At 67.5% G+C, this 18,554-nt stretch carries 15 protein-coding genes and 1 tRNA gene; 8 read left to right on the plus strand and 8 right to left on the minus strand.

What is annotated here, in order from left to right:
• Nucleotides 1–13: 13 nt before the first annotated feature.
• Nucleotides 14–850 carry a TatD family hydrolase gene (locus FYM52_RS04500; RefSeq protein ID WP_154163238.1) on the minus strand — a complete coding sequence of 279 codons (837 nt, stop codon included), beginning with the start codon at nucleotides 848–850 and terminating at the stop codon, nucleotides 14–16.
• 144 nt (nucleotides 851–994) lie between these two features.
• Between FYM52_RS04500 and FYM52_RS19165 the strand changes: the two genes are divergently transcribed.
• Entirely contained in the window at nucleotides 995–2,407 is a 1,413-nt protein-coding gene (locus FYM52_RS19165) for a PAS domain-containing methyl-accepting chemotaxis protein (protein WP_154163239.1), read from the plus strand.
• Nucleotides 2,408–2,441: 34 nt separating this feature from the next.
• Here the strand turns inward: FYM52_RS19165 and lolD are convergent, their stop codons facing one another.
• Together lolD and FYM52_RS04515 are read right to left on the minus strand one after the other, a co-directional pair.
• Nucleotides 2,442–3,119 (minus strand): lipoprotein-releasing ABC transporter ATP-binding protein LolD, encoded by a 678-nt coding sequence (gene lolD / locus FYM52_RS04510; protein ID WP_154163240.1) that lies wholly within the window; start codon nucleotides 3,117–3,119, stop codon nucleotides 2,442–2,444.
• The gene (locus tag FYM52_RS04515) at nucleotides 3,112–4,365 is read right to left on the minus strand and encodes a lipoprotein-releasing ABC transporter permease subunit (protein WP_043380208.1); all 1,254 of its coding nucleotides are present in this window, start codon (nucleotides 4,363–4,365) and stop codon (nucleotides 3,112–3,114) included. The genes lolD and FYM52_RS04515 overlap by 8 nt, the downstream gene beginning before the upstream one ends.
• Before the next feature lie 87 nt (nucleotides 4,366–4,452).
• Between FYM52_RS04515 and FYM52_RS04520 the strand changes: the two genes are divergently transcribed.
• Both FYM52_RS04520 and recJ read left to right on the plus strand, forming a co-directional pair.
• Nucleotides 4,453–5,454, plus strand: a complete 1,002-nt coding sequence (locus tag FYM52_RS04520) for a phosphoglycerate mutase (protein ID WP_238826120.1) — start codon at nucleotides 4,453–4,455, stop codon at nucleotides 5,452–5,454.
• Nucleotides 5,451–7,160, plus strand: a complete 1,710-nt coding sequence (gene recJ / locus FYM52_RS04525) for a single-stranded-DNA-specific exonuclease RecJ (protein WP_154163241.1) — start codon at nucleotides 5,451–5,453, stop codon at nucleotides 7,158–7,160. The genes FYM52_RS04520 and recJ overlap by 4 nt, the downstream gene beginning before the upstream one ends.
• 205 nt (nucleotides 7,161–7,365) lie before the next feature.
• Here recJ and FYM52_RS04530 read toward each other — a convergent pair whose 3' ends face one another.
• Entirely contained in the window at nucleotides 7,366–9,150 is a 1,785-nt protein-coding gene (locus tag FYM52_RS04530) for a methyl-accepting chemotaxis protein (RefSeq protein WP_154163242.1), read from the minus strand.
• A 184-nt stretch (nucleotides 9,151–9,334) separates the two neighbouring features.
• Nucleotides 9,335–11,092 carry a methyl-accepting chemotaxis protein gene (locus FYM52_RS04535; protein WP_154163243.1) on the minus strand — a complete coding sequence of 586 codons (1,758 nt, stop codon included), beginning with the start codon at nucleotides 11,090–11,092 and terminating at the stop codon, nucleotides 9,335–9,337.
• Between the two features lie 237 nt (nucleotides 11,093–11,329).
• Between FYM52_RS04535 and FYM52_RS04540 the strand changes: the two genes are divergently transcribed.
• From FYM52_RS04540 to FYM52_RS04555, 4 genes are all read left to right on the plus strand, one after another.
• Nucleotides 11,330–12,199, plus strand: coding sequence for a PHP domain-containing protein (locus FYM52_RS04540; protein ID WP_154163244.1), 870 nt, complete (start codon nucleotides 11,330–11,332; stop codon nucleotides 12,197–12,199).
• Nucleotides 12,200–12,307: 108 nt separating this feature from the next.
• The gene (locus FYM52_RS04545) at nucleotides 12,308–12,943 is read left to right on the plus strand and encodes an L-threonylcarbamoyladenylate synthase (protein WP_154163245.1); all 636 of its coding nucleotides are present in this window, start codon (nucleotides 12,308–12,310) and stop codon (nucleotides 12,941–12,943) included.
• Nucleotides 12,944–12,985: 42 nt separating this feature from the next.
• Complete coding sequence (locus tag FYM52_RS04550; RefSeq protein WP_042411718.1) at nucleotides 12,986–13,654, plus strand: site-2 protease family protein; 669 nt, start codon at nucleotides 12,986–12,988, stop codon at nucleotides 13,652–13,654.
• Between the two features lie 62 nt (nucleotides 13,655–13,716).
• A complete protein-coding gene (locus tag FYM52_RS04555; protein WP_154163246.1) occupies nucleotides 13,717–15,021 on the plus strand; it encodes a tryptophan--tRNA ligase in 1,305 nt (434 codons plus the stop codon).
• Nucleotides 15,022–15,597: 576 nt separating this feature from the next.
• Here the strand turns inward: FYM52_RS04555 and FYM52_RS04560 are convergent.
• Nucleotides 15,598–15,674, minus strand: a tRNA-Arg gene (locus FYM52_RS04560).
• A gap of 201 nt (nucleotides 15,675–15,875) precedes the next feature.
• On the opposite strand from FYM52_RS04560, the gene FYM52_RS04565 reads away from it, so the two are divergent.
• Nucleotides 15,876–16,898: a DNA/RNA non-specific endonuclease gene (locus FYM52_RS04565; protein ID WP_202981134.1), complete on the plus strand. Its 1,023-nt coding sequence runs from the start codon at nucleotides 15,876–15,878 to the stop codon at nucleotides 16,896–16,898.
• Nucleotides 16,899–16,964: 66 nt separating this feature from the next.
• Here FYM52_RS04565 and FYM52_RS04570 read toward each other — a convergent pair whose 3' ends face one another.
• Together FYM52_RS04570 and FYM52_RS04575 are read right to left on the minus strand one after the other, a co-directional pair.
• Nucleotides 16,965–17,501 carry a hypothetical protein gene (locus FYM52_RS04570; protein WP_154163247.1) on the minus strand — a complete coding sequence of 179 codons (537 nt, stop codon included), beginning with the start codon at nucleotides 17,499–17,501 and terminating at the stop codon, nucleotides 16,965–16,967.
• 206 nt (nucleotides 17,502–17,707) lie between these two features.
• Nucleotides 17,708–18,484 carry a TOBE domain-containing protein gene (locus FYM52_RS04575; RefSeq protein ID WP_154163248.1) on the minus strand — a complete coding sequence of 259 codons (777 nt, stop codon included), beginning with the start codon at nucleotides 18,482–18,484 and terminating at the stop codon, nucleotides 17,708–17,710.
• Nucleotides 18,485–18,554: the final 70 nt, after the last annotated feature.

Here is an 18,554-nt window from a genome sequence, read left to right on the forward strand (position 1 = left end):
AACATGCAGATTCTCAGTCCGTGGCAGCCACCGGCCAGGCCGGCAGGCCACGCAGCGCCGCACGGGCGTTGCGGCCCGTGGCCTGGGCCAGTGCCGGCAGCGGCAGGCTGCGCAGCCGCGCCACCTCGGCCGCGATGCGCGGCAGCTCGGCACTGGTGTTGCGCCCCTGAGGCTGGCCAGCGGCGCGCTGCTCGGCCGTGGTGTAGAGCCAGTGCGGGGGAATGTCGGGGGCGTCGGTTTCCAGCACCAAGCTGTCCAGCGGTAGGCGGGCCGCCAACTCGCGCAGCTTCAGCGCACGCTCATAGGTCACGGCACCGCCGAAGCCCAGCTTGAAGCCCAGGTCAATGAAGGCCTGGGCCTGCTGCGCGCTGCCATTGAAGGCATGGGCAATGCCCCCCACCACCGGTGTGGCCCGCAAGGTCTTGAGCAGGCGGTCGCTGCTCTTGCGCACATGCAGGATCACGGGCAGGCCGAACTCGCGCGCCAGCTGCACCTGCTGCTCGTAGAACCAGATCTGGCGCGCCGCCTCCAGGCCGGGCACAAAGAAGTCCAGACCGATCTCCCCCACCGCCACCAGGTGCGGGTCGTCCCGGTGCTGCGCCAGCCGGTGGCGCAAGGCGGCAATATCGCCCTCCTGCGCCTGGGGGGTGTACAGGGGGTGGATGCCCAGGGCATAGCTGTCGCCGTGGTGGTGGGCCAGGGCCACCACCTCCGCCCAGTGGGTGCGCTGCACGGCGGGAATCACCAGGTGCGCCACGCCGGCCTGCCGGGCCACGGCACGCACCTCGGCGCGGTCTGGGCTGAATTCCGCAGCATCCAGGTGGCAATGAGTGTCGATCCAGGCAGTCATGGATCGATGATGCCATGCCCCTGCCCGCCCCTCGCGGCGCCGGGTGTGCGCGCTCTCCTACAAATCACAAACAGAAACATGTGCAACATCGTTTTTCACCACCCAAACGATGGTTTCCTGCCTCTCCCCGCACAAGGCCCTTCCATGCCGCACTTTGATTGGAAACAACTGCTCAATCGCCACACCCGCAAAGCCGCAGACCAGCAGGGCCAACTGGCCGCCATCCAGGCCGTGCAGGCTGTGATCGAGTTCGACCTGCAAGGCCATGTGCTGCATGCCAATGACAACTTCCTGAAGGCCACCGGCTACACGCTGGCGGAAATCCAGGGCCAGCACCACCGCATGTTTGTCGATGAGGCCACGCGCAACAGCGCAGAGTACGCCGCGTTCTGGCAGCGGCTGGGGCAGGGCCAGCACGATGCCGGCCGCTACCGCCGCATCGCCAAGGACGGGCGCGAAATCTGGCTGCAGGCCAGCTACAACCCCATCCTCGACAGCCACGGCCAGCCGTTCAAGGTCGTCAAATACGCCACGGACATCACCGAGCAGCAGTACCGCGAGGCCGACGCCCAGGGCCAGTTGCAGGCAATTGCCCAGGTTCAAGCCATCATCGAGTTCGAGCTGGATGGCACCATCCTGCACGCCAATGACCTGTTCCTGCGCGCCACCGGCTATGCCCTGCACGAAATCGTCGGCCAGCACCACCGCATCTTCATGCCCCCCGAGGAAGCCCGCAGCGCCGCGTACCAGGCCTTCTGGCGCAAGCTGGCGCGTGGCGAACACGATGCCGGCGAGTACCGGCGCCTGGGCAAGCAGGGACGCCCGATCTGGATCGAGGCCAGCTACAACCCCATCTTCGACGCCAGCGGCCGCCCCTTCAAGGTCGTCAAATACGCCACGGACATCACGGCGCGCCACATGGCGGCGGCCACGCTGCGCTCGGCGGTGGAAGGCCTGTGCGACAGCGTGCAACGCTCGACCCAGGCCCGCACCCTGGCAGAGCAGGCCAGCCAGGTGGCCGAATCCGGGGGACATACGGTGCACGAGGTCATGGACACCATGGAGCGCATCAGCGCCAGCTCCCGCAAGATCGGCGACATCATCGGTGTCATGAACACCATCGCCTTCCAGACCAATCTGCTGGCCCTGAATGCGGCCGTCGAGGCAGCGCGTGCAGGTGAGCAGGGCCGTGGCTTTGCCGTGGTGGCCGCAGAGGTGCGCAACCTGGCGCAGCACAGCGCAGCGGCGGCCAAGGAAATCAAGCAACTGATCGAGCTGTCCTGCCAGCAGGTGAACTGTGGCGCGAAACAGGTGCGCCAGGCCGGTCAGACCATGCAGGACATCATGGGCGCCTCCAAGCAGGTGACGGCCATCATCCACGAGGTGGCCGAGGCGGCCGTGCACCAGTCGGCCCAGTTGCGCGCCGTGACCGAGGCCCTGGACCATAGACCCCAGGACCCGGCGCCCGGGCCGGAACTGGCACCGCCGCCGGCGGTCAGCAGCATGCCGGTGTTCTCGTTTGCGCCCACCCCGCGCCCAGGCGCCGTGCCGGCCTAGGGGCTGCGCCCCCACAGGCCCAGGGTGGCGGCCCTCAGGCCAGCCGGCCTTGCACCAGACGCACCACGCGGTCGCACTTGGCGGCCAGCGATTCGTCGTGCGTGACCATGACAAACGCCGTGCCGTGGTTGCGGGCCAGTTGCAGCATCAGGGCGAACACGCTGTCAGCCGTGGATCGGTCCAGGTTGCCCGTGGGCTCATCCGCCAGCACGCAGGCAGGCTGGGCCACCAGGGCGCGGGCAATCGCCACACGCTGGCGCTCGCCACCCGACAGTTCAGCAGGCCGGTGCTCCATGCGCTCCTTCAGGCCCACGGCCTCCAGCATGCGGGCCGCCTGGGCCAGTGCTTGCGCCTTGGGATCGCGGCGGATGCGCAACGGCATGGCCACGTTGTCCTGGGCGCTGAACTCGGGCAGCAGGTGGTGGAACTGGTAGATGAAGCCCAGATGCTGGTTGCGCAGCTCGCCCTGGCGTTTCGGGCTCAGGGTGTGCAGGGGCTGGCCCATGAGCTGGACGCTGCCCTGGCTGGGCGCATCCAGCCCGCCCAGCAGGTGCAGCAAGGTGCTCTTGCCCGAGCCCGAGGCCCCGACGATGGCCAGGGTCTCCCCGGCATGGACCTGCAGGTCTACGCCATGCAGCACCTGCACATTCAGGTGCCCGTCCTCGAAACGCTTGGTGATGCTGCGCGCATCCAGAACCAGTTGCTTACTCATAGCGCAGGGCCTCCGCTGGGTTCACGCGGCTGGCGCGCCAGCTGGGATAAATCGTGGCCACGAAGGCCAGAATCAGGGAAATGACGGCAATCGGCACGATGTCGCTGCTTTGCGGATCGCTGGGCATCTTGCTGATCAGGTAGATGTCCTTGGGCAGGAAGGTGGCGCCCAGGGCGTGCTCGATGGCCGGCACGATGACGTCGATGTTCAGCGCCACGCCCAGGCCCAGCAACAGCCCGGCCAGGGTGCCGATCACCCCGACCATGGCGCCCTGCACCATGAAGATGCCCATGATGGACCCCGGCGAGGCACCCAGGGTGCGCAGGATGGCGATGTCGGCGCGCTTGTCGGTCACCGTCATCACCAGGGTGGACACCAGGTTGAACGCGGCCACGGCCACGATCAGCGTCAGGATGATGAACATCATGCGTTTTTCCAGCTGCACGGCGGCAAACCAGGTCTTGTTCTGCTGCGTCCAGTCGCGCAGGTAGAGGAACTCGGTGATCATGCCCGACAGCTCCTGCACCACGCGCGGCGCCTGTTGCAGGTCCTTGAGCTTGAGGCGGATGCCGGTCGGCCCCTCCAAGCGGAAGATGCGCTGCGCATCCTCGTAATGCAGCATGACCATGGCCGAGTCGTACTCGTAGTGGCCCGAATCGAAGGTGCCCGCCACGGTCATCTGCTTGAGGCGTGGCACCACACCGGCGGGTGTCACCTGGCCACTGGGCGCGATCAGCGTCACCACATCGCCCACGCCCACGCCCATCTGGCGCGCCAGCTCCTGGCCCAGCACGATGTTGAAGGTGCCCGGCGTCAGCAGCTTGAGCACCTCGGCATTGGTGGCGGCCAGATCGGTCACCTCGCCCTCGCGCGCGGGGTCAATGCCGCGCACGATGGCGCCTTTCATGTCCTCGCCGCGGGCAATCAGCCCTTGCGCCGCCACAAAGGGCGCGGCCCCGATCACTTCGGGGTGCTGCTTGGCCTGGCGCATGGTGGCGTCCACGTCCTGCAGCGCCTGACCGTTGGGCGCAAAGATCTCGATGTGCGATACCACGCTGAGCATGCGGTCGCGCACCTCTTTCTGAAAGCCATTCATCACCGACAGCACGATGATGAGCGCAGCCACGCCCAGGGCGATGCCCAGCATGGAGACCCCGGAGATGAAGGAGATGAAGCCATTGCGCCGTGTGGCGCGGCCGGCGCGCGTGTAGCGCCAGCCCAAAGCGAGTTCGTAAGGAATTTGCATACGTGGCCCGCATTGTGGCACTGGCCGCCGCCCGGCCTTGTCATACAAGACTGACGCTGGGCAGCGGTTTAGGGACAATACGGCCCCATGTCGCTTTCCCCGCCCGCACTGCCCGCGCCGTTCCTGGCGTCGCCCGCCCCGGCCGCCGCCCACCGCCACCTGGTGCTGCCCTATGCCGCCCTGCTGGACGACAGCTGCCAGCACCTGCTGTCCACCCTCGAGCTGCCCCAGTTGGAGCGCCTGCTGCGCAGCCTGCGCCCTGCCGGGGCAACGCCGGGCCAGCCCGACCAACCGATTCCGCCGCACGAACGCGTGGTGGCGCGCACCTGGGCGCTGGACGCCGAGCGGCCCGCCTGGGCCGCCCTGGCCACGCAGACCGTCGACACGCCCTGCGCCTGGCTGACGCCCTGCCACTGGACTGCCGGGGCCGACCAGGTGCGCATGGACGACCCGGCCAGCCTGCAATTGGAACTGGCCGATGCCCAGGCCCTGCACGCCCTGCTGCAGCCCTGGTTTGCCCAGGACGGCCTGTCGCTGGACATCGTCACGCCGCTGCTGTGGCGCATCGCCGGTGCACCGCTGGCCGACCTGCGCCCGGCCTCGCTGGACCGGGTGCTGCTGCGCGACGTCAGCCCCTGGCTGCCCAGTGCCCAGACTGCACGCACCCTGCACCGCCTGCACAGCGAGGTGCAGATGCTGCTGTACACCCACGCCTTCAACGACCGGCGCGCCGAACGCGGCCTGCAGCCGATCAACGCCTTCTGGCTGCACGGCGCGGGCCGCCTGGATGCGGCTGCGCTGGCGCGCAGCCAGCAGGCTGCCGCCCAGGTCCAGCTGCAGGTGGTGGACGGGCTGCGCCAGGCGGCCCTGCGCCAGGACTGGCCGGCGTGGAAGCAGGCCTGGCTGGCCGCCGATGCCGGCCCCCTGGCCGAACTGGCGCAGCATGTGGCCCAGGGCGGCCCGGCCACCCTGAGCCTGTGCGGCGAACACCACGCCCGCAGCTGGGACAGCCAGCCACGCGGGCTGGTGGACAAGATCAAGAACGTTTTCAGCCCCCAGCGCTTTGCTGGCTTGCACCAAGCGCTATGAAGATCATTGAACGAACGATCCCGGAAAGCACCGTCCAGACCCTGGTGCAATCCGGCATCAACCCCTTGCTGGCGCGCCTGTACGTGGCGCGCGGCGTGCAGTCCTGCGAAGAGCTGGACACCGGCCTGGGCAAGCTGCTGCCGCCTTCCGGCCTCAAGGGCATCCAGGAGGCGGCCCGCGTGCTGGCCAACGCCATCGCGCGGCAGCAGCGCATCTGCATCGTCGCCGACTACGACTGCGACGGCGCCACCGCCTGCGCGGTCGGCATCCGCGGCCTGCGCATGCTGGGCGCCCAGCATGTGAGCTACGAGGTGCCGGACCGCATCACCGACGGCTACGGCCTGTCCGCCCCGATTGCGCGCCGCGTGCACGCCCAGGGGCACGAGCTGCTGCTGACCGTGGACAACGGCATCGGCAGCGTGGACGGCGTGGCCCAGGCCAAGGCCCTGGGCCTGACCGTGGTGGTGACCGACCACCACCTGCCCGGTGAGCAGCTGCCCGCGCCCGACGTCATGGTCAACCCCAACCAGCCCGGCTGCACGTTCGAGAGCAAGTCCCTGGCCGGCGTGGGCGTGATGTTCTACGTGCTGCTGGTGCTGCGCGCCGAACTGCGCGCACGCGGGGTGTTCGACGCCGCCCATCAGCCCAAGCTGGACACCCTGCTGCCCCTGGTGGCCCTGGGCACCGTGGCCGACGTGGTCAAGCTGGACGCCAACAACCGCCGCCTGGTGGCACAGGGCCTGCAGCGCATCCGCAAAGGGCACATGCCAGCCGGCATTCGCGGCCTGTACGAGGCCGCCGGCAAGGAATATTGGCAGGCTAGCACCACGGATTTCGGCTTTGCCCTGGGCCCGCGCATCAATGCCGCCGGCCGCCTGGCCGACATGACGATCGGCATCGAGTGCCTGCTGACCGACGACTACCCCAAGGCCCTGGAGCTGGCGCACACGCTGACGCGCATCAACCGCGAGCGCCAGGAGATGGAGTCCGGCATGCGCCTGCAGGCCTTTGCCCTGGCCGATGAGCTGTTCGAAGACGGCGTGCTGCCGCCGGCGGCCATCAGCGTGTTCGACCCGGACTTCCACGAAGGCGTGGTCGGCATCGTCGCCTCGCGCGTCAAGGACCGCCTGCACCGCCCCACCTTCGTCTTCGCCGCCAGCCAGGCCGACGGCAAGGCGCACGAGCTCAAGGGCTCGGGCCGCTCCATCCCCGGCTTTCACCTGCGCGACGCGCTGGACCTGGTGGCCAAGCGCCACCCCGGCGTGCTGCTGCGCTTTGGCGGCCACGCCATGGCGGCCGGCTGCACCATCGCCGAAGAGCACTTCCACACCTTCGAGCAGGGCTTTGCCCAGGTCGCTCAGGAATGGCTGGACGCCAAGACGCTGACGCGCTGCGTGGAAACCGATGGCCCGCTGGACCCAGCCTTCCGCCAGGCCGAGGTGGTTGAGCAGCTGAACCTGGAAGTCTGGGGCCAGGGTTTTGCCCCGCCCACCTTCAGCGAGGACGTGGAGGTGCTGTCGCAGCGGCTGGTGGGTGAAAAGCACCTGAAGCTGCAGCTGCGCCACCGCGGCGACGTGGTGGACGGCATCTGGTTCGGCCGCACCGAACCCCTGCCCGGCTGGGTGCACCTGGCCTTCCGCCTCGACATCAACGAGTGGCGCGGCGAACGCAAGGTACAGTTCCTGGTCGAAGGCGCCGAAGGCTGAGGCCGCGGCAACCGCAAAAGCAGAGCTGGCAGCGCTGATCTTTAGGCGCTTTCAGCACCAAAACTGCTGAAACTCCAGGATTCACCGGCGCATCCAGCTATAAAAAAAGACCTGCACACGCAGGTCTTGGGATGTCCGCCTGGGCAGCGGGGGCGCTGCCCCCACGCTGCTGCCGCAGGCTAGGCGCCACCGCGCGATGGCGACTTCAGAAGCTTTCCCATTCGTCTTCGCCCCCCTGGGCGACGGCGGCCTTGGGCGCCGCAGCGGGTGCGGGCTTGGCAGGCGCCGGTGCGGCCGCCACCGCAGCAGGGCGCTGGGGCGCCGCCCCACCCAGGGCCGCCGGTGCTGCCCGGACCGGCGCGGCCGGCGCCTTGGTGACCACCGCCACGGGGGCCTTCATGGCCGGCGCAGACGACTGCGGCACGGCGCGTGGCGCCGTGGTGCCAGCGCCGACGTTGAACACCGCCACCACATCGGCTAGGCGCTGGGCTTGCTCGTTCATGGACATGGCTGCCGCGCTGGATTCCTCCACCAGGGCGGCGTTCTGCTGCGTCATCTGGTCCAGGTTGCTGACCGCCTGGTTGACCTGGCCGATGCCGTCGCGCTGCTCGGTGGCCGAGGCCGTGATCTCGCCAATCAGATCCGTCACGCGGCGCACGCTGGCCACGATCTCCTGCATGCTCTCGCCAGCCTGCGCCACCTGGGCAGACCCGGCGTCCACATTGCCCACGCTGGCGGTGATCAGCTGCTTGATCTCCTTGGCCGCCTCAGCACTGCGGCCGGCCAGGGAACGCACCTCGCCGGCCACCACGGCAAAGCCACGGCCCTGCTCACCGGCCCGCGCGGCTTCCACCGCGGCATTCAGCGCCAGGATGTTGGTCTGGAAGGCGATGCCATCGATCACGCCAATGATGTCGCTGATCTTGCGGCTGGAGGCATTAATCTGCTCCATGCTGTGCACCACCTGCTGCACCACCTCACCGCCGCGCTCGGCGGCCTGCACGGCGGTGGAGGCCAGCTGGTTGGCCTGGCGCGCGGTGTCGGCCGACTGGGTCACGGTGGCGGTCAGCTCTTCGATGCTGGCCGCGGTTTCCTCCAGGTTAGCCGCGGTCTGCTCGGTGCGGGCCGACAGGTCCTGGTTGCCGGTGGCAATCTGGCTGGCGGCCGAGGACACTGAATCCACGCCATTGCGCACCTCGCCCACCACGGTCCGCAGCTTCTGCGTCATGGCACTCAGGCTGCGCAGCAGGTGGCCCAGTTCGTCCTTGCGCTCGTCGTGCACGTCCACGGTCAGATCGCCGGCGGCAATCGTGTCTGCCAAATGCACGGCACGGCCCAGCGGCCGCGTGATGGAGCGCACGATCATGCCGGCCAGAGCCACGCCCACCAGCACCAGCACCAGGCTGGCCGCGCCCACCACCCAGTAGGTGCGCTGGCGCTCCTGCAGGGCCTGCTCGCGCACCTGGTTGCGCATCTGCTCCTGCAGCTGCACCAGATCATCTTGGGACTTCACGTACACCGCCGCCGCGGGGCGCAGCGCCTGGACGGCCAGCTCCATCGCCTGCAGCACATCGCCCTCTTCGCGCGAACGGTTGATCTTGGCCACGGCTTCCAGCGCCTTGGCGCGGTTGCCGGCCACCACGGCCAGCTGGGCTTTTTCCTGCTCCGAATCGGCCTGGGCCTCGACCTCTTTCTGCAATTCGCTGATGCGCGCAATGCCCTGGGCGCTGAGCGCTTTCATTTCCTGCACCAGCACCGACTCCGACGACATGGCGCTGACCACCACCCGCTCCACCGACAGTTCGGTCAGCGCCTTCCAGCGCATGGTGGTGGCGATGCGCACATCCGCCGCCTGGGTCTTGGCGTTCACCTGCTCGGCGGTGCGCTCGGCGAACACCAACAGGCTGAATGCCAGCGTCAGCATGGCCCCCATGGACCCCAATACCACCCCCCACAGCTTCACGGCCACAGGCAAATTGTTCAAACGCATGATGATGGCCCTCTCTCCATTCCTTGTTGTTGTCTGCGGACCGGCCCCGTGGCGAGGTCGGCCTGCCTCCCATGTGCAAACACCCTCCGGGGCCTGGCCCCTGGAGGGTGTTTGATTTTTTCACCGCCCCGTGGGCGGGCAGTCCCTGGCAAACCCTGATCGGATAAAGCCGCAGCGCCTAGGGCTAGAAGTCCTCCCACGCCCCCGCGTCGGCCGAAGCCGGCTGGTTCGGCGCATGGCCGCCGGCCTTCGCCGCCGCACCCAGCAAGGGCAATGGCGCAGCCTGGGACCGCAGCGCTGGGGCCGGTGCCTGGCGCGCCGGCGCGGCCGATGCGGCCCGCGCCACGTTCGCCCCTGGGCGGCTGGCTGCCAGCGGGCGGGGGCTGGGCATGCCGGCCTGTCCCACGTTGAAGACCGCCACCACCTGGGCCAGGCGCTGGGCCTGCTCGTTCATGGACATGGCCGCCGCGCTGGATTCCTCGACCAGGGCGGCGTTCTGCTGGGTCATCTGGTCCAGGTTGCTCACCGCCTGGCTCACCTGCGCAAACCCGTCATGCTGCTCGCTGGCGGCGGCGCTGATTTCACCGATGAGGTCGGTCACCCGGCGCACGCTGGCCACGATCTCCTGCATGCTGGCACCGGCCTGGGCCACCTGGGCCGAGCCGGCATCCACATTGCTGACGCTGGCCGAAATCAGGGCCTTGATTTCCTTGGCCGCCTCGGCGCTGCGGCCTGCCAGCAAACGCACCTCGCCCGCCACCACAGCAAAGCCGCGGCCCTGCTCACCGGCGCGGGCGGCTTCGACGGCCGCGTTCAGCGCCAGGATGTTAGTCTGGAAGGCGATGCCGTCGATGACGCCGATGATGTCGCTGATCTTGTGGCTGCTGTGGGTGATCTGCTGCATGCTGGTCACCACCTGCTCCACCACATGACCACCACGTTCGGCCGCCTGCACCGCGGTCGTCGCCAGCTGGTTGGCCTGGCGTGCCGTGTCGGTCGACTGCGAGACCGTGGAGGTCAGCTCCTCGATGCTGGCGGCGGTCTCTTCCAGGTTGGCGGCGGTCTGCTCGGTGCGGCCGGACAGGTCGTGGTTGCCGGTGGCGATCTGCGAGGCCGCCGACGACACCGCCTCCACACCATTGCGCACTTCCGACACCACGTCGCGCAGGCGCTGCGCCATGGCTTGGAGGCTGCGCAGCAAGCGGCCCAGTTCATCTTTGCGATCGTCCTGCACCTCGGCCGTGAGATCGCCCGCAGCAATCGTGTCCGCCAGCGCCACCGCCTGGTCCAGCGGCACCGTGATCTGGCGCACGATGACGATGGACAGCAGCAGGCCCAGCACCACCACCGCCAACAGCGCCGCACTGCCCACCAGCATGGCGGCGTCGCGATCCTGGGCACTGTCGGCCAGGGTCTGGTCCCGCATGCGCTCCTGCAGCGTCACCAGATCGGTCTGCGCCTGGTTGTAGACCGCAACGGCCGGCAGCAACTGGCTGTCGAGCATCTGGCGGGCATGCGCCAGCTCGCCGCGGTTGCGCAGCGCGCTCAGCTGGCCATTGATCTCCAGCACCTTGCTGCGCGCCTGGGCGATCTTTTCCAGCTGCTGGTGACCGTCCTGGCTGGTCAGCACCTGTTCGAGCTGCTGCTGCAGGGCCGAGGCCCCCTCGACCCCTTGCTTTACCTTGCCCGCGGCGTAGCGGCTGACCTCGTCCTCGCTCGACATGGCCCCCAGGACCACGTTGGCAATCGCCAAGTCCGTCACGCCACGCCACTGCACCGCCAGGCGGATGCGGCTTTCATAATTCTGGATTTCCGAGCGCACCTGTGCTTCCACACGCCCGATGTAGGTGGTCATGCCGAAGCCGGCGGCCAGCGTCAAGGCCAGCACGCCAAACAGCAACACCCAGATTTTTTGGGACACCGACCAGTTCTTGAATTGCATACCCCTCCCTCCCTTTGCGCTTTGTTGTTGTTGCGGCAGGGCGCAGCCCAGACGGTGGCTGGTGCAATGCGCCCGACACCTGCCGACGCAGTATCTGGAAGAAGCCCTTTTGCCGACCCAGGATTCACGACAGCTATTGCGCCAAAGCAAACCGCGTTAAAAACACAGTTGCTTTTTGTCTGCGTTTTTGCCCAGGCAGTTTGTACCCACTTACACCCCCCTTGAGACCCCCACCCCATGCCTGCCAGGTTCCATGCCGACCTTCACTGCCATTCCACGTTTTCGGATGGAACCCTCACGCCCGCTCAGCTGGCACAACGCGCCCGCACGGCCGGCGTCACGCTGTGGGCGCTGACCGACCACGATGAACTGGCCGGCATCCCTGCCGCCCAGCAGGCGGCCGCCGCGCAGGGGCTGGACTTTCTGGCCGGGGTCGAAATCTCCGTCAGCTTTGCCCAGGCCTGCGTGCACATCGTCGGGCTGGGCGTTGATCCGGAACATCCCGCGCTGCAGCAAGGCCTGGCCGATCTGCGCAACAGCCGCGGCCCACGCGCCCAGGAGATGGGCCGCCAGCTGGAGGCCGTGGGCATCCCCAACGCCTACGAAGGCGCACTGCGCTATGTGGGCAACCCGGCACTGATCTCGCGCACCCACTTTGCACGCCACCTGGTGGAGACCGGCGTCTGCAAGGACATCCCCGAGGTGTTCAAGCACTACCTGGCCGATGGCAAACCAGGCCACGTGCCCCAACGCTGGGCCAGCCTGCAGGAAGCCGTCGGCTGGATCACTCAGGCACAGGGTGTCGCCGTGATGGCCCACCCCGCCCGCTATGGCTTCACGGCCAACGAAGAGCATGCCCTGTTCAGCAGCTTCTGCGCCTGTGGCGGTCAGGCCGTGGAGGTGGTGACAGGCAGCCATGCGCCGCACGAATACGCGACCTATGCCGCACTGGCCCGCGAGCTGGGCCTGGCCGCCTCGCGCGGCAGCGACTTTCACAGCCCGCAGGAGTCCAAGATCGACCTGGGGGGGCTGCCCGCCGACCTGCCGGGGCTGCAACCCGTCTGGGACTTGCTGCAGGACCGCATCGTGCGCGCCCCGGCGCCCTGAAGCACCGGGACTGCCGCGCCCACGGTGGGCGACAAATTCCACCGGACTGACGACAGACTGGGCCCAGCTGCGCTAGGCTTGCCACCACGGCATCACCAAGGATCGTCCATGGCACAGTATTTCGAGATTCATCCCGACAACCCCCAGCCCCGGCTGCTCAAGCAGGCCGTGGCCCTGCTGCAAAAGGGCGGGGTGCTGGCCATTCCCACCGACTCCAGCTATGCCCTGGTCTGCCAGCTGGACGACCGGAACGCCGTGGACCGGCTGCGCCGGATCCGCCAGGTGAACGACAAGCACCACCTGACGCTGCTGTGCCGGGACCTGTCGGAACTGGCCAACTACGCCATCGTGGACAACAAGCAGTACCGCCTGATGAAGCTGGCCACGCCAGGCCCCTACACCTTCATCCTGGACGCCACCAAGGAGGTGCCACGGCGGGTCAGCCACCCTTCGCGCAAGACCATTGGCCTGCGCGTGCCCGACCGCAAGGGCACCCAGATGCTGCTGGAGCTGCATGGCGCCCCCCTGCTGGCCACCACGCTGATTGCGCCCGGCGAGAGCGAGCCCATGAACGACCCGCAGGCCATCCGCGCACGCTGGGAGCACGAGATTGACGCCGTCATCGACGCCGGTGCCTGCCCCCTGGAGCCCACCACCGTGCTGGACCTGACCCCCATGGGCGCAGGGGACGAGCCGACGGTGTTGCGACAAGGTGCCGGCCTGCTGGACCGCATTGGTTTGTAGGTCCACGCACCAACGGGGCGCCAGGTTTGCGACAATGAGGCGGTGAACGCCTCCGACCTCATACAAACCGTCCTCATCTACGCCCTGCCTGTGCTGTTCGCCATCACAGTGCACGAGGCGGCCCACGGCTACGCTGCGCGCCATTTTGGCGACCAGACCGCCGCGATGATGGGCCGCATCACCCTCAACCCGCTCAAGCACATCGACCCCATCGGCACCATCCTGATGCCGCTGTTGCTGTACTTCTCCACCTCCGGGGCCTTCCTGTTCGGCTATGCCAAACCGGTGCCGGTGAACTTCGGCAACCTGCGCCATCCCAAGCGCGACATGATCTGGGTGGCCCTGGCCGGCCCGGCCTCCAACTTCGTCCAGGCCATCGCCTGGGCCGTGCTGCTGGTGATCCTGGCCGTGGCCGGCACGCAGGAGCGCTTCTTCATCGAGATGGCGCGTGCCGGCATTCTGGTGAACCTGGTGATGTGGGCCTTCAACCTGTTCCCCCTGCCGCCCCTGGATGGGGGCCGCATCCTGGTGGGCCTGCTGCCGACACGCGCCGCCCTCCTGCTGTCGCGCGTGGAGCCATTTGGCTTTTTCATCGTGCTGGCCCTGGTGCTGCTGGGCATCGTGGGCAGCCTGTGGCTGCGGCCGCTGATGGACATGGGCTACACCGTGATCGACTGGATCATCACCCCCCTGCTGGCGCTGCTGCGCTGAGGCGACATTTTTCTGCGCTGTGCCCCCTGCGCAGCCCCCCGACTTTGAACTTGGTTTGAGCTATGAGCACCACCCGTTTCCTGACTGGCATCACCCCTTCCGGCACCCCGCACCTGGGCAATTACGCAGGCTCCATCCGCCCGGCCGTGGCGGCCAGCCGCACGGCAGGCGTTGAAAGCTTTTACTTCCTGGCCGACTACCACGCCCTGATCAAGTGCCAGGATCCCGCGCGCGTGCACCGCTCGACCCTGGAGATTGCCGCCAGCTGGCTGGCCTGCGGCCTGAACCCCGAACACGTGGTGTTCTACCGCCAGTCCGACGTGCCCGAGATCCCCGAGCTGAACTGGTTCCTGACCTGCGTCACCGGCAAGGGGATGCTCAACCGCGCCCACGCCTACAAGGCGTCCCAGGACAAGAATGCCGAAGCCGGCAAGGACCTGGACGATGGCGTGACGGCCGGCCTGTTCATGTACCCCGTGCTGATGGCGGCCGACATCCTGATGTTCAACGCCCACAAGGTGCCCGTGGGCCGCGACCAGATCCAGCACATCGAGATGGCGCGCGACATGGCCTCCAGCTTCAACCACCTGTACGGCGAGCACTTCGTGCTGCCCGAAGCCGCCATCGAGGAAAGCGTGGCCACCTTGCCCGGCCTGGATGGCCGCAAGATGAGCAAGAGCTACGACAACACCATCCCGCTGTTTGCGCCGCGCGAGCAGCTCAAGAAGCTGATCGGCAGCATCGTCACCGATTCGCGCGCCCCCGGCGAACCCAAGGACACCGAAGGCTCAGCGCTGTTCCAGCTCTACCAGGCCTTTTCCACCCCCGAGGACACCGCCGCCATGCGCCAGGCCTTTGCCGAAGGTATTGGCTGGGGCGATGCCAAGCAGATGCTGTTTGAGCGCATCGATGCCGAGCTGGCGCCCATGCGCGCGCGCTACGACGACCTGATGGCCCACCCCGAAAAGGTGGAAGCGGCCCTGCAGATCGGTGCCGAGCGCGCCCGCGCGCTGAGCCGCCCGCTGATCGCCACCCTGCGCGCGGCCGTCGGCCTGCGCAGCCTGGCCACCCAGAACACCGGCGCCAAGCAGGCCAAGGCGGCGAAGGCGGCCCTGCCCAGTTTCAAGCAGTACCGCGAGAAAGACGGCAAGTTCTATTTCAAGTTCCTGGCTGCCGATGGCCGCCTGCTGCTGCAAAGCACCGGCTTTGACCAGCCCAAGGTCGCGGGCCAGACGATTGCACAATTGCAGCAACAGGGCGCCACGGCCCTGGCAGCGCTGGGCACGGCGGTCCAGCTGGCAGACGCCATCAGCAGCGATGACGTCGTGCACGCCCTACACGTCTTGCAGGAAGCCAGCCAGGCCTGAGGCCCTGCGCCATGGCTGTGGCGGCGGGGCTGAGGAACGCGGCCCCACCGCATTCAGTCATGCCAGCACGGCGTCCCATCGCACGGCCTGCGAAGGTCTGTTGTGCCATTCATGGCCCCCAAAGACTTCAGTGCGACGTGCAGCAGCGCGGTGCACTGGTCACTCCATCGTTGGATGGCCCTCAACCCGCCCTGGGGTAGAAGGTTGGGAGCACCAACCGGCGCCAAAGGCTGCAGCGTACTGCGACTGCCTCGCAGGGTTGTCAGGGGGCGTAGAGGCAGAATGACCTTCGCCCAGTCACGGGTCGCACCGAGAAAACGCCAACGTCCTTAGACAGTGGCAGCCGTTGCAAGGCCTCCGTCGTCCACGCGCAGTCTCTGCCACGCGCTGACCGGATGGGCTGGACCACGCACCCATGCCGCAGAAGCGCAAACCGTCTGCTGAGGCAACCGCCAGCCACCTCGTAGTCTTGGCGCCTGCGCGGCGCAGGCCAAAGCCAGCACCAGGCGTGCAAAACAATTTTCTCGGCACCAACGAAAAAGCCTCAGAACTTTGCAGTTCTGAGGCTTGTCGTTTTGGTGCGGCTGGCAGGAATCGAACCCACGACCCCTTGGTTCGTAGCCAAGTACTCTATCCAGCTGAGCTACAGCCGCTGAAGCCGTGATTATAGGCAGGTTTTGGCGGCACAAATCCGAAAAACGGTCTTTTTCCTGTGGGATGCGGCAGATTGCGCTCTCAAATCACTGTATTTGCATACAGTTTTTATCGAAAAATATAGCAGACCGGCCCTAGAATGATGGGCTGCATGCTATCGATGTACAAGCAAACTTTCTTGCCTGGGCATGTGCCGGCCCATGGCGACGCGTAAAAAGAAAATCTTTGCCCCTCTCTCCTGGCTGCGTGCATGGCGCCAGCGCCTGACCAGCCGCATGGCCTGCTTTGTCTGGGGGGCCATCCTGGGCAATGCCGTGCTGAGCCACCCCATCCAGCCCCTGAACCTGCTGCTGGAGCCGCCCGAGCACATGCTCAGCACCGCGGCACGGCAGGGGCTGGACCTGCTGCGCACCGAAGTGCGTCAGCTGGGGAATTCAGTCAGCGCGGCCCTGGGCGAGGCCACCACGCACTGGCTGCGCGCGCGCACCGAGGACACACATCCCCAGGCGCCAGCCGCAGAGCCTGCCACCACGCGCAGCGGTGACTTTGCCGACTGCGCCGACCAGTTCCCGGCACAACGTCCCTTGCACGTGGTGGATACCAGCACCCAGTGGGCGCCCTTGGCCCTGTGCGCCGATGCGTTTGCCGTGCTCTATTCGGGCCTGACCAAGACGCCCCTGGTGGTGGTGGAAAAACTCAACCGCCAACGCCTGCAGCACGCCACCGGGCTGGTACGCACCGACGCGTTCTACGCCGACACCCGCATTCCTTCACCCTGGCGCGCCGACCTGTCCGACTACCAGGGCAGTGGGTATGACCGTGGCCACCTGGCCGCAGCGGCCAACCAGCCAGATGCCCAGGCCATGGCCCAGTCGTTTGCGCTGAGCAACATGGTGCCCCAGGACCCGACGCACAACCGCAGGTTGTGGGCCAAGCTGGAAGCCGATGTGCGCAAGTACGCGCTGCGCACGGCGGGCAATGTCTATGTGTTCACCGGCAGCCTGCACGAGGGGCCGACGCAGACGCTGGGGCGCAATGCCGTGTGGATTCCCAGCCACCTGTTCAAGCTGGTGTACGACGAAAGCCAGCAGCGCGCCTGGGCCTATGTGCTGCCCAACCGGGCCGACGCACGGATCACCCGCCCCATGGATTACGCCGCTTTCGTCGAGCGCACCGGCTGGCCACTGCTGCGAGGGCTGCCAGTGGTGGGCAGCATTCGTTGAGCCCCGCACACCGGGCGTAAAAAAGGCGCCTGCCAAGGCGCCGTATGTGGATGCCAGTCCGCGGACTCAGACCGCAGGGTGCTCGCCCCCCGCGGACAGCTCCTCCGCCGAGCGCATGCGCACCCGCATCCAGAAGCCCCGTGGCTCGCCCTGCTTGACCAGCTTGGTCTCCATCTTCATGCGGTTGAGCAGCGGTGTGGGGATGTGGTAGAGCGAAGGCGCACGCAAGATGGACTCCTGCGAAGGCATCTTCCAGTACTGGTCATAGCCCGCGTGGTAGGCCACTTCCTCGCACCAGCCGGCACGCTGCAGGTCGGCCATCATGCGGGCGGTGAACTCTTCGCCCTCGGCCACCCCGAGATCGGGCACCAGCAGCAGGCGCTGGGTGGCGGGCTGGATGTGCACCCAGAATTCGGCCGGTGCATGCTCCAAGCCCTTTTCGACGACCGCCGGCTCCGACTCGTCGGCCAGGCCATCGCGGCCCATGAAGCGGCGACGCGGCTCCTCCTCCTGCGAGCTGGTGGCCCGGGTCGGCGCGGGGGCTGGTGCGGGCTTGTCTTCCGCCCCTGTCAATGTCGAAATCAACCGGTCAAAAATACTCACTGCGCTGTGTCTTTCCGTTCTGCCTGCCGCATGCGCAGGCCATAACCACTTCGTTCAGGGGCCTATTGTGGCAAAAAGCCACGCAAACCGATGCTGCGCCCCATCCGATAACCTTGGCAACGCCCGATTTTTTAACGATTAGCAACTATCAACGGCTTCATGCACGGCCAGCTTGACCTGCGTCAACGACGCGGCAGTCCAGCGGCTCACGCCAGCAGCGCCAGCACCACGGACGACTCCGGTACCTGCACCACCACCTTGCGCCCAACGCGCAAGCCACTGCCCGCAGCGGCAAAGCCGACCAGTTGCACCCCGGCGGCGGTCTGCACCGCCACCTCATCGCCGATCGCCCCGATGGCCACCCGCTTGACCTTGCCGCTCCAGGCATTCGGTACCGGTCCGGTCTGCGCGGCCAGCTGCCAGGGCTGCACCAGCACGGCCGTGGCCTTGCACAAGGCCAGCACGGGCAATCCGGCCTGCAGGCCCAGCAGTTGGGCGCTTTCGGCCGTGATGCGCGCCGTCAGCTCCAGTTCGGCGTGCTGGCTGCGCAGTTGCACCAGGGCCAGCGGCCCGGCCACCTGCACCTGCTGCACCACGCAGGGCCACTGGTTGCGCATGCTGGTCTGCACGCCCAGGCGCTGCACCGCCACCGGTGCCCGCAGCTGCTGCATGACCGAGCCGCGCACCTGAGCCAGGGCATCGGCGGCCGTCAGCAACTCCTGCCCGGCCGCCGTCAGCCGGGCCCCGCCACCGCCCGCGCCGCCAACGGATTTTTCCACCAGGGCCACGCCCGCCAGGTTGGTCAGCGTGTCGATCGCCTGCCAGGCGGCCTTGTAGCTGACGCCCACATCGCGGGCCGACTGCGAGATGGAGCCACTGCGCGCAATGCCGCGCAGCACCTCCAGGCGGCGGTCGGTTTGCGGGTGGCCCAGCGCCTGCATCCAGACGGGCGCTGCGGAAGAATCGTTCGAAGACTGGGACATGCGCGCATCATGCCGCCAATTGCCCACCGTACCGGCACAGCATGGCTATACTTTCGCTATTCACAAAAGG

The sequence above is a fragment of the Comamonas sp. CAH-2 genome, assembly GCF_009668305.1.
Taxonomy (GTDB): domain Bacteria; phylum Pseudomonadota; class Gammaproteobacteria; order Burkholderiales; family Burkholderiaceae_C; genus Comamonas; species Comamonas aquatica.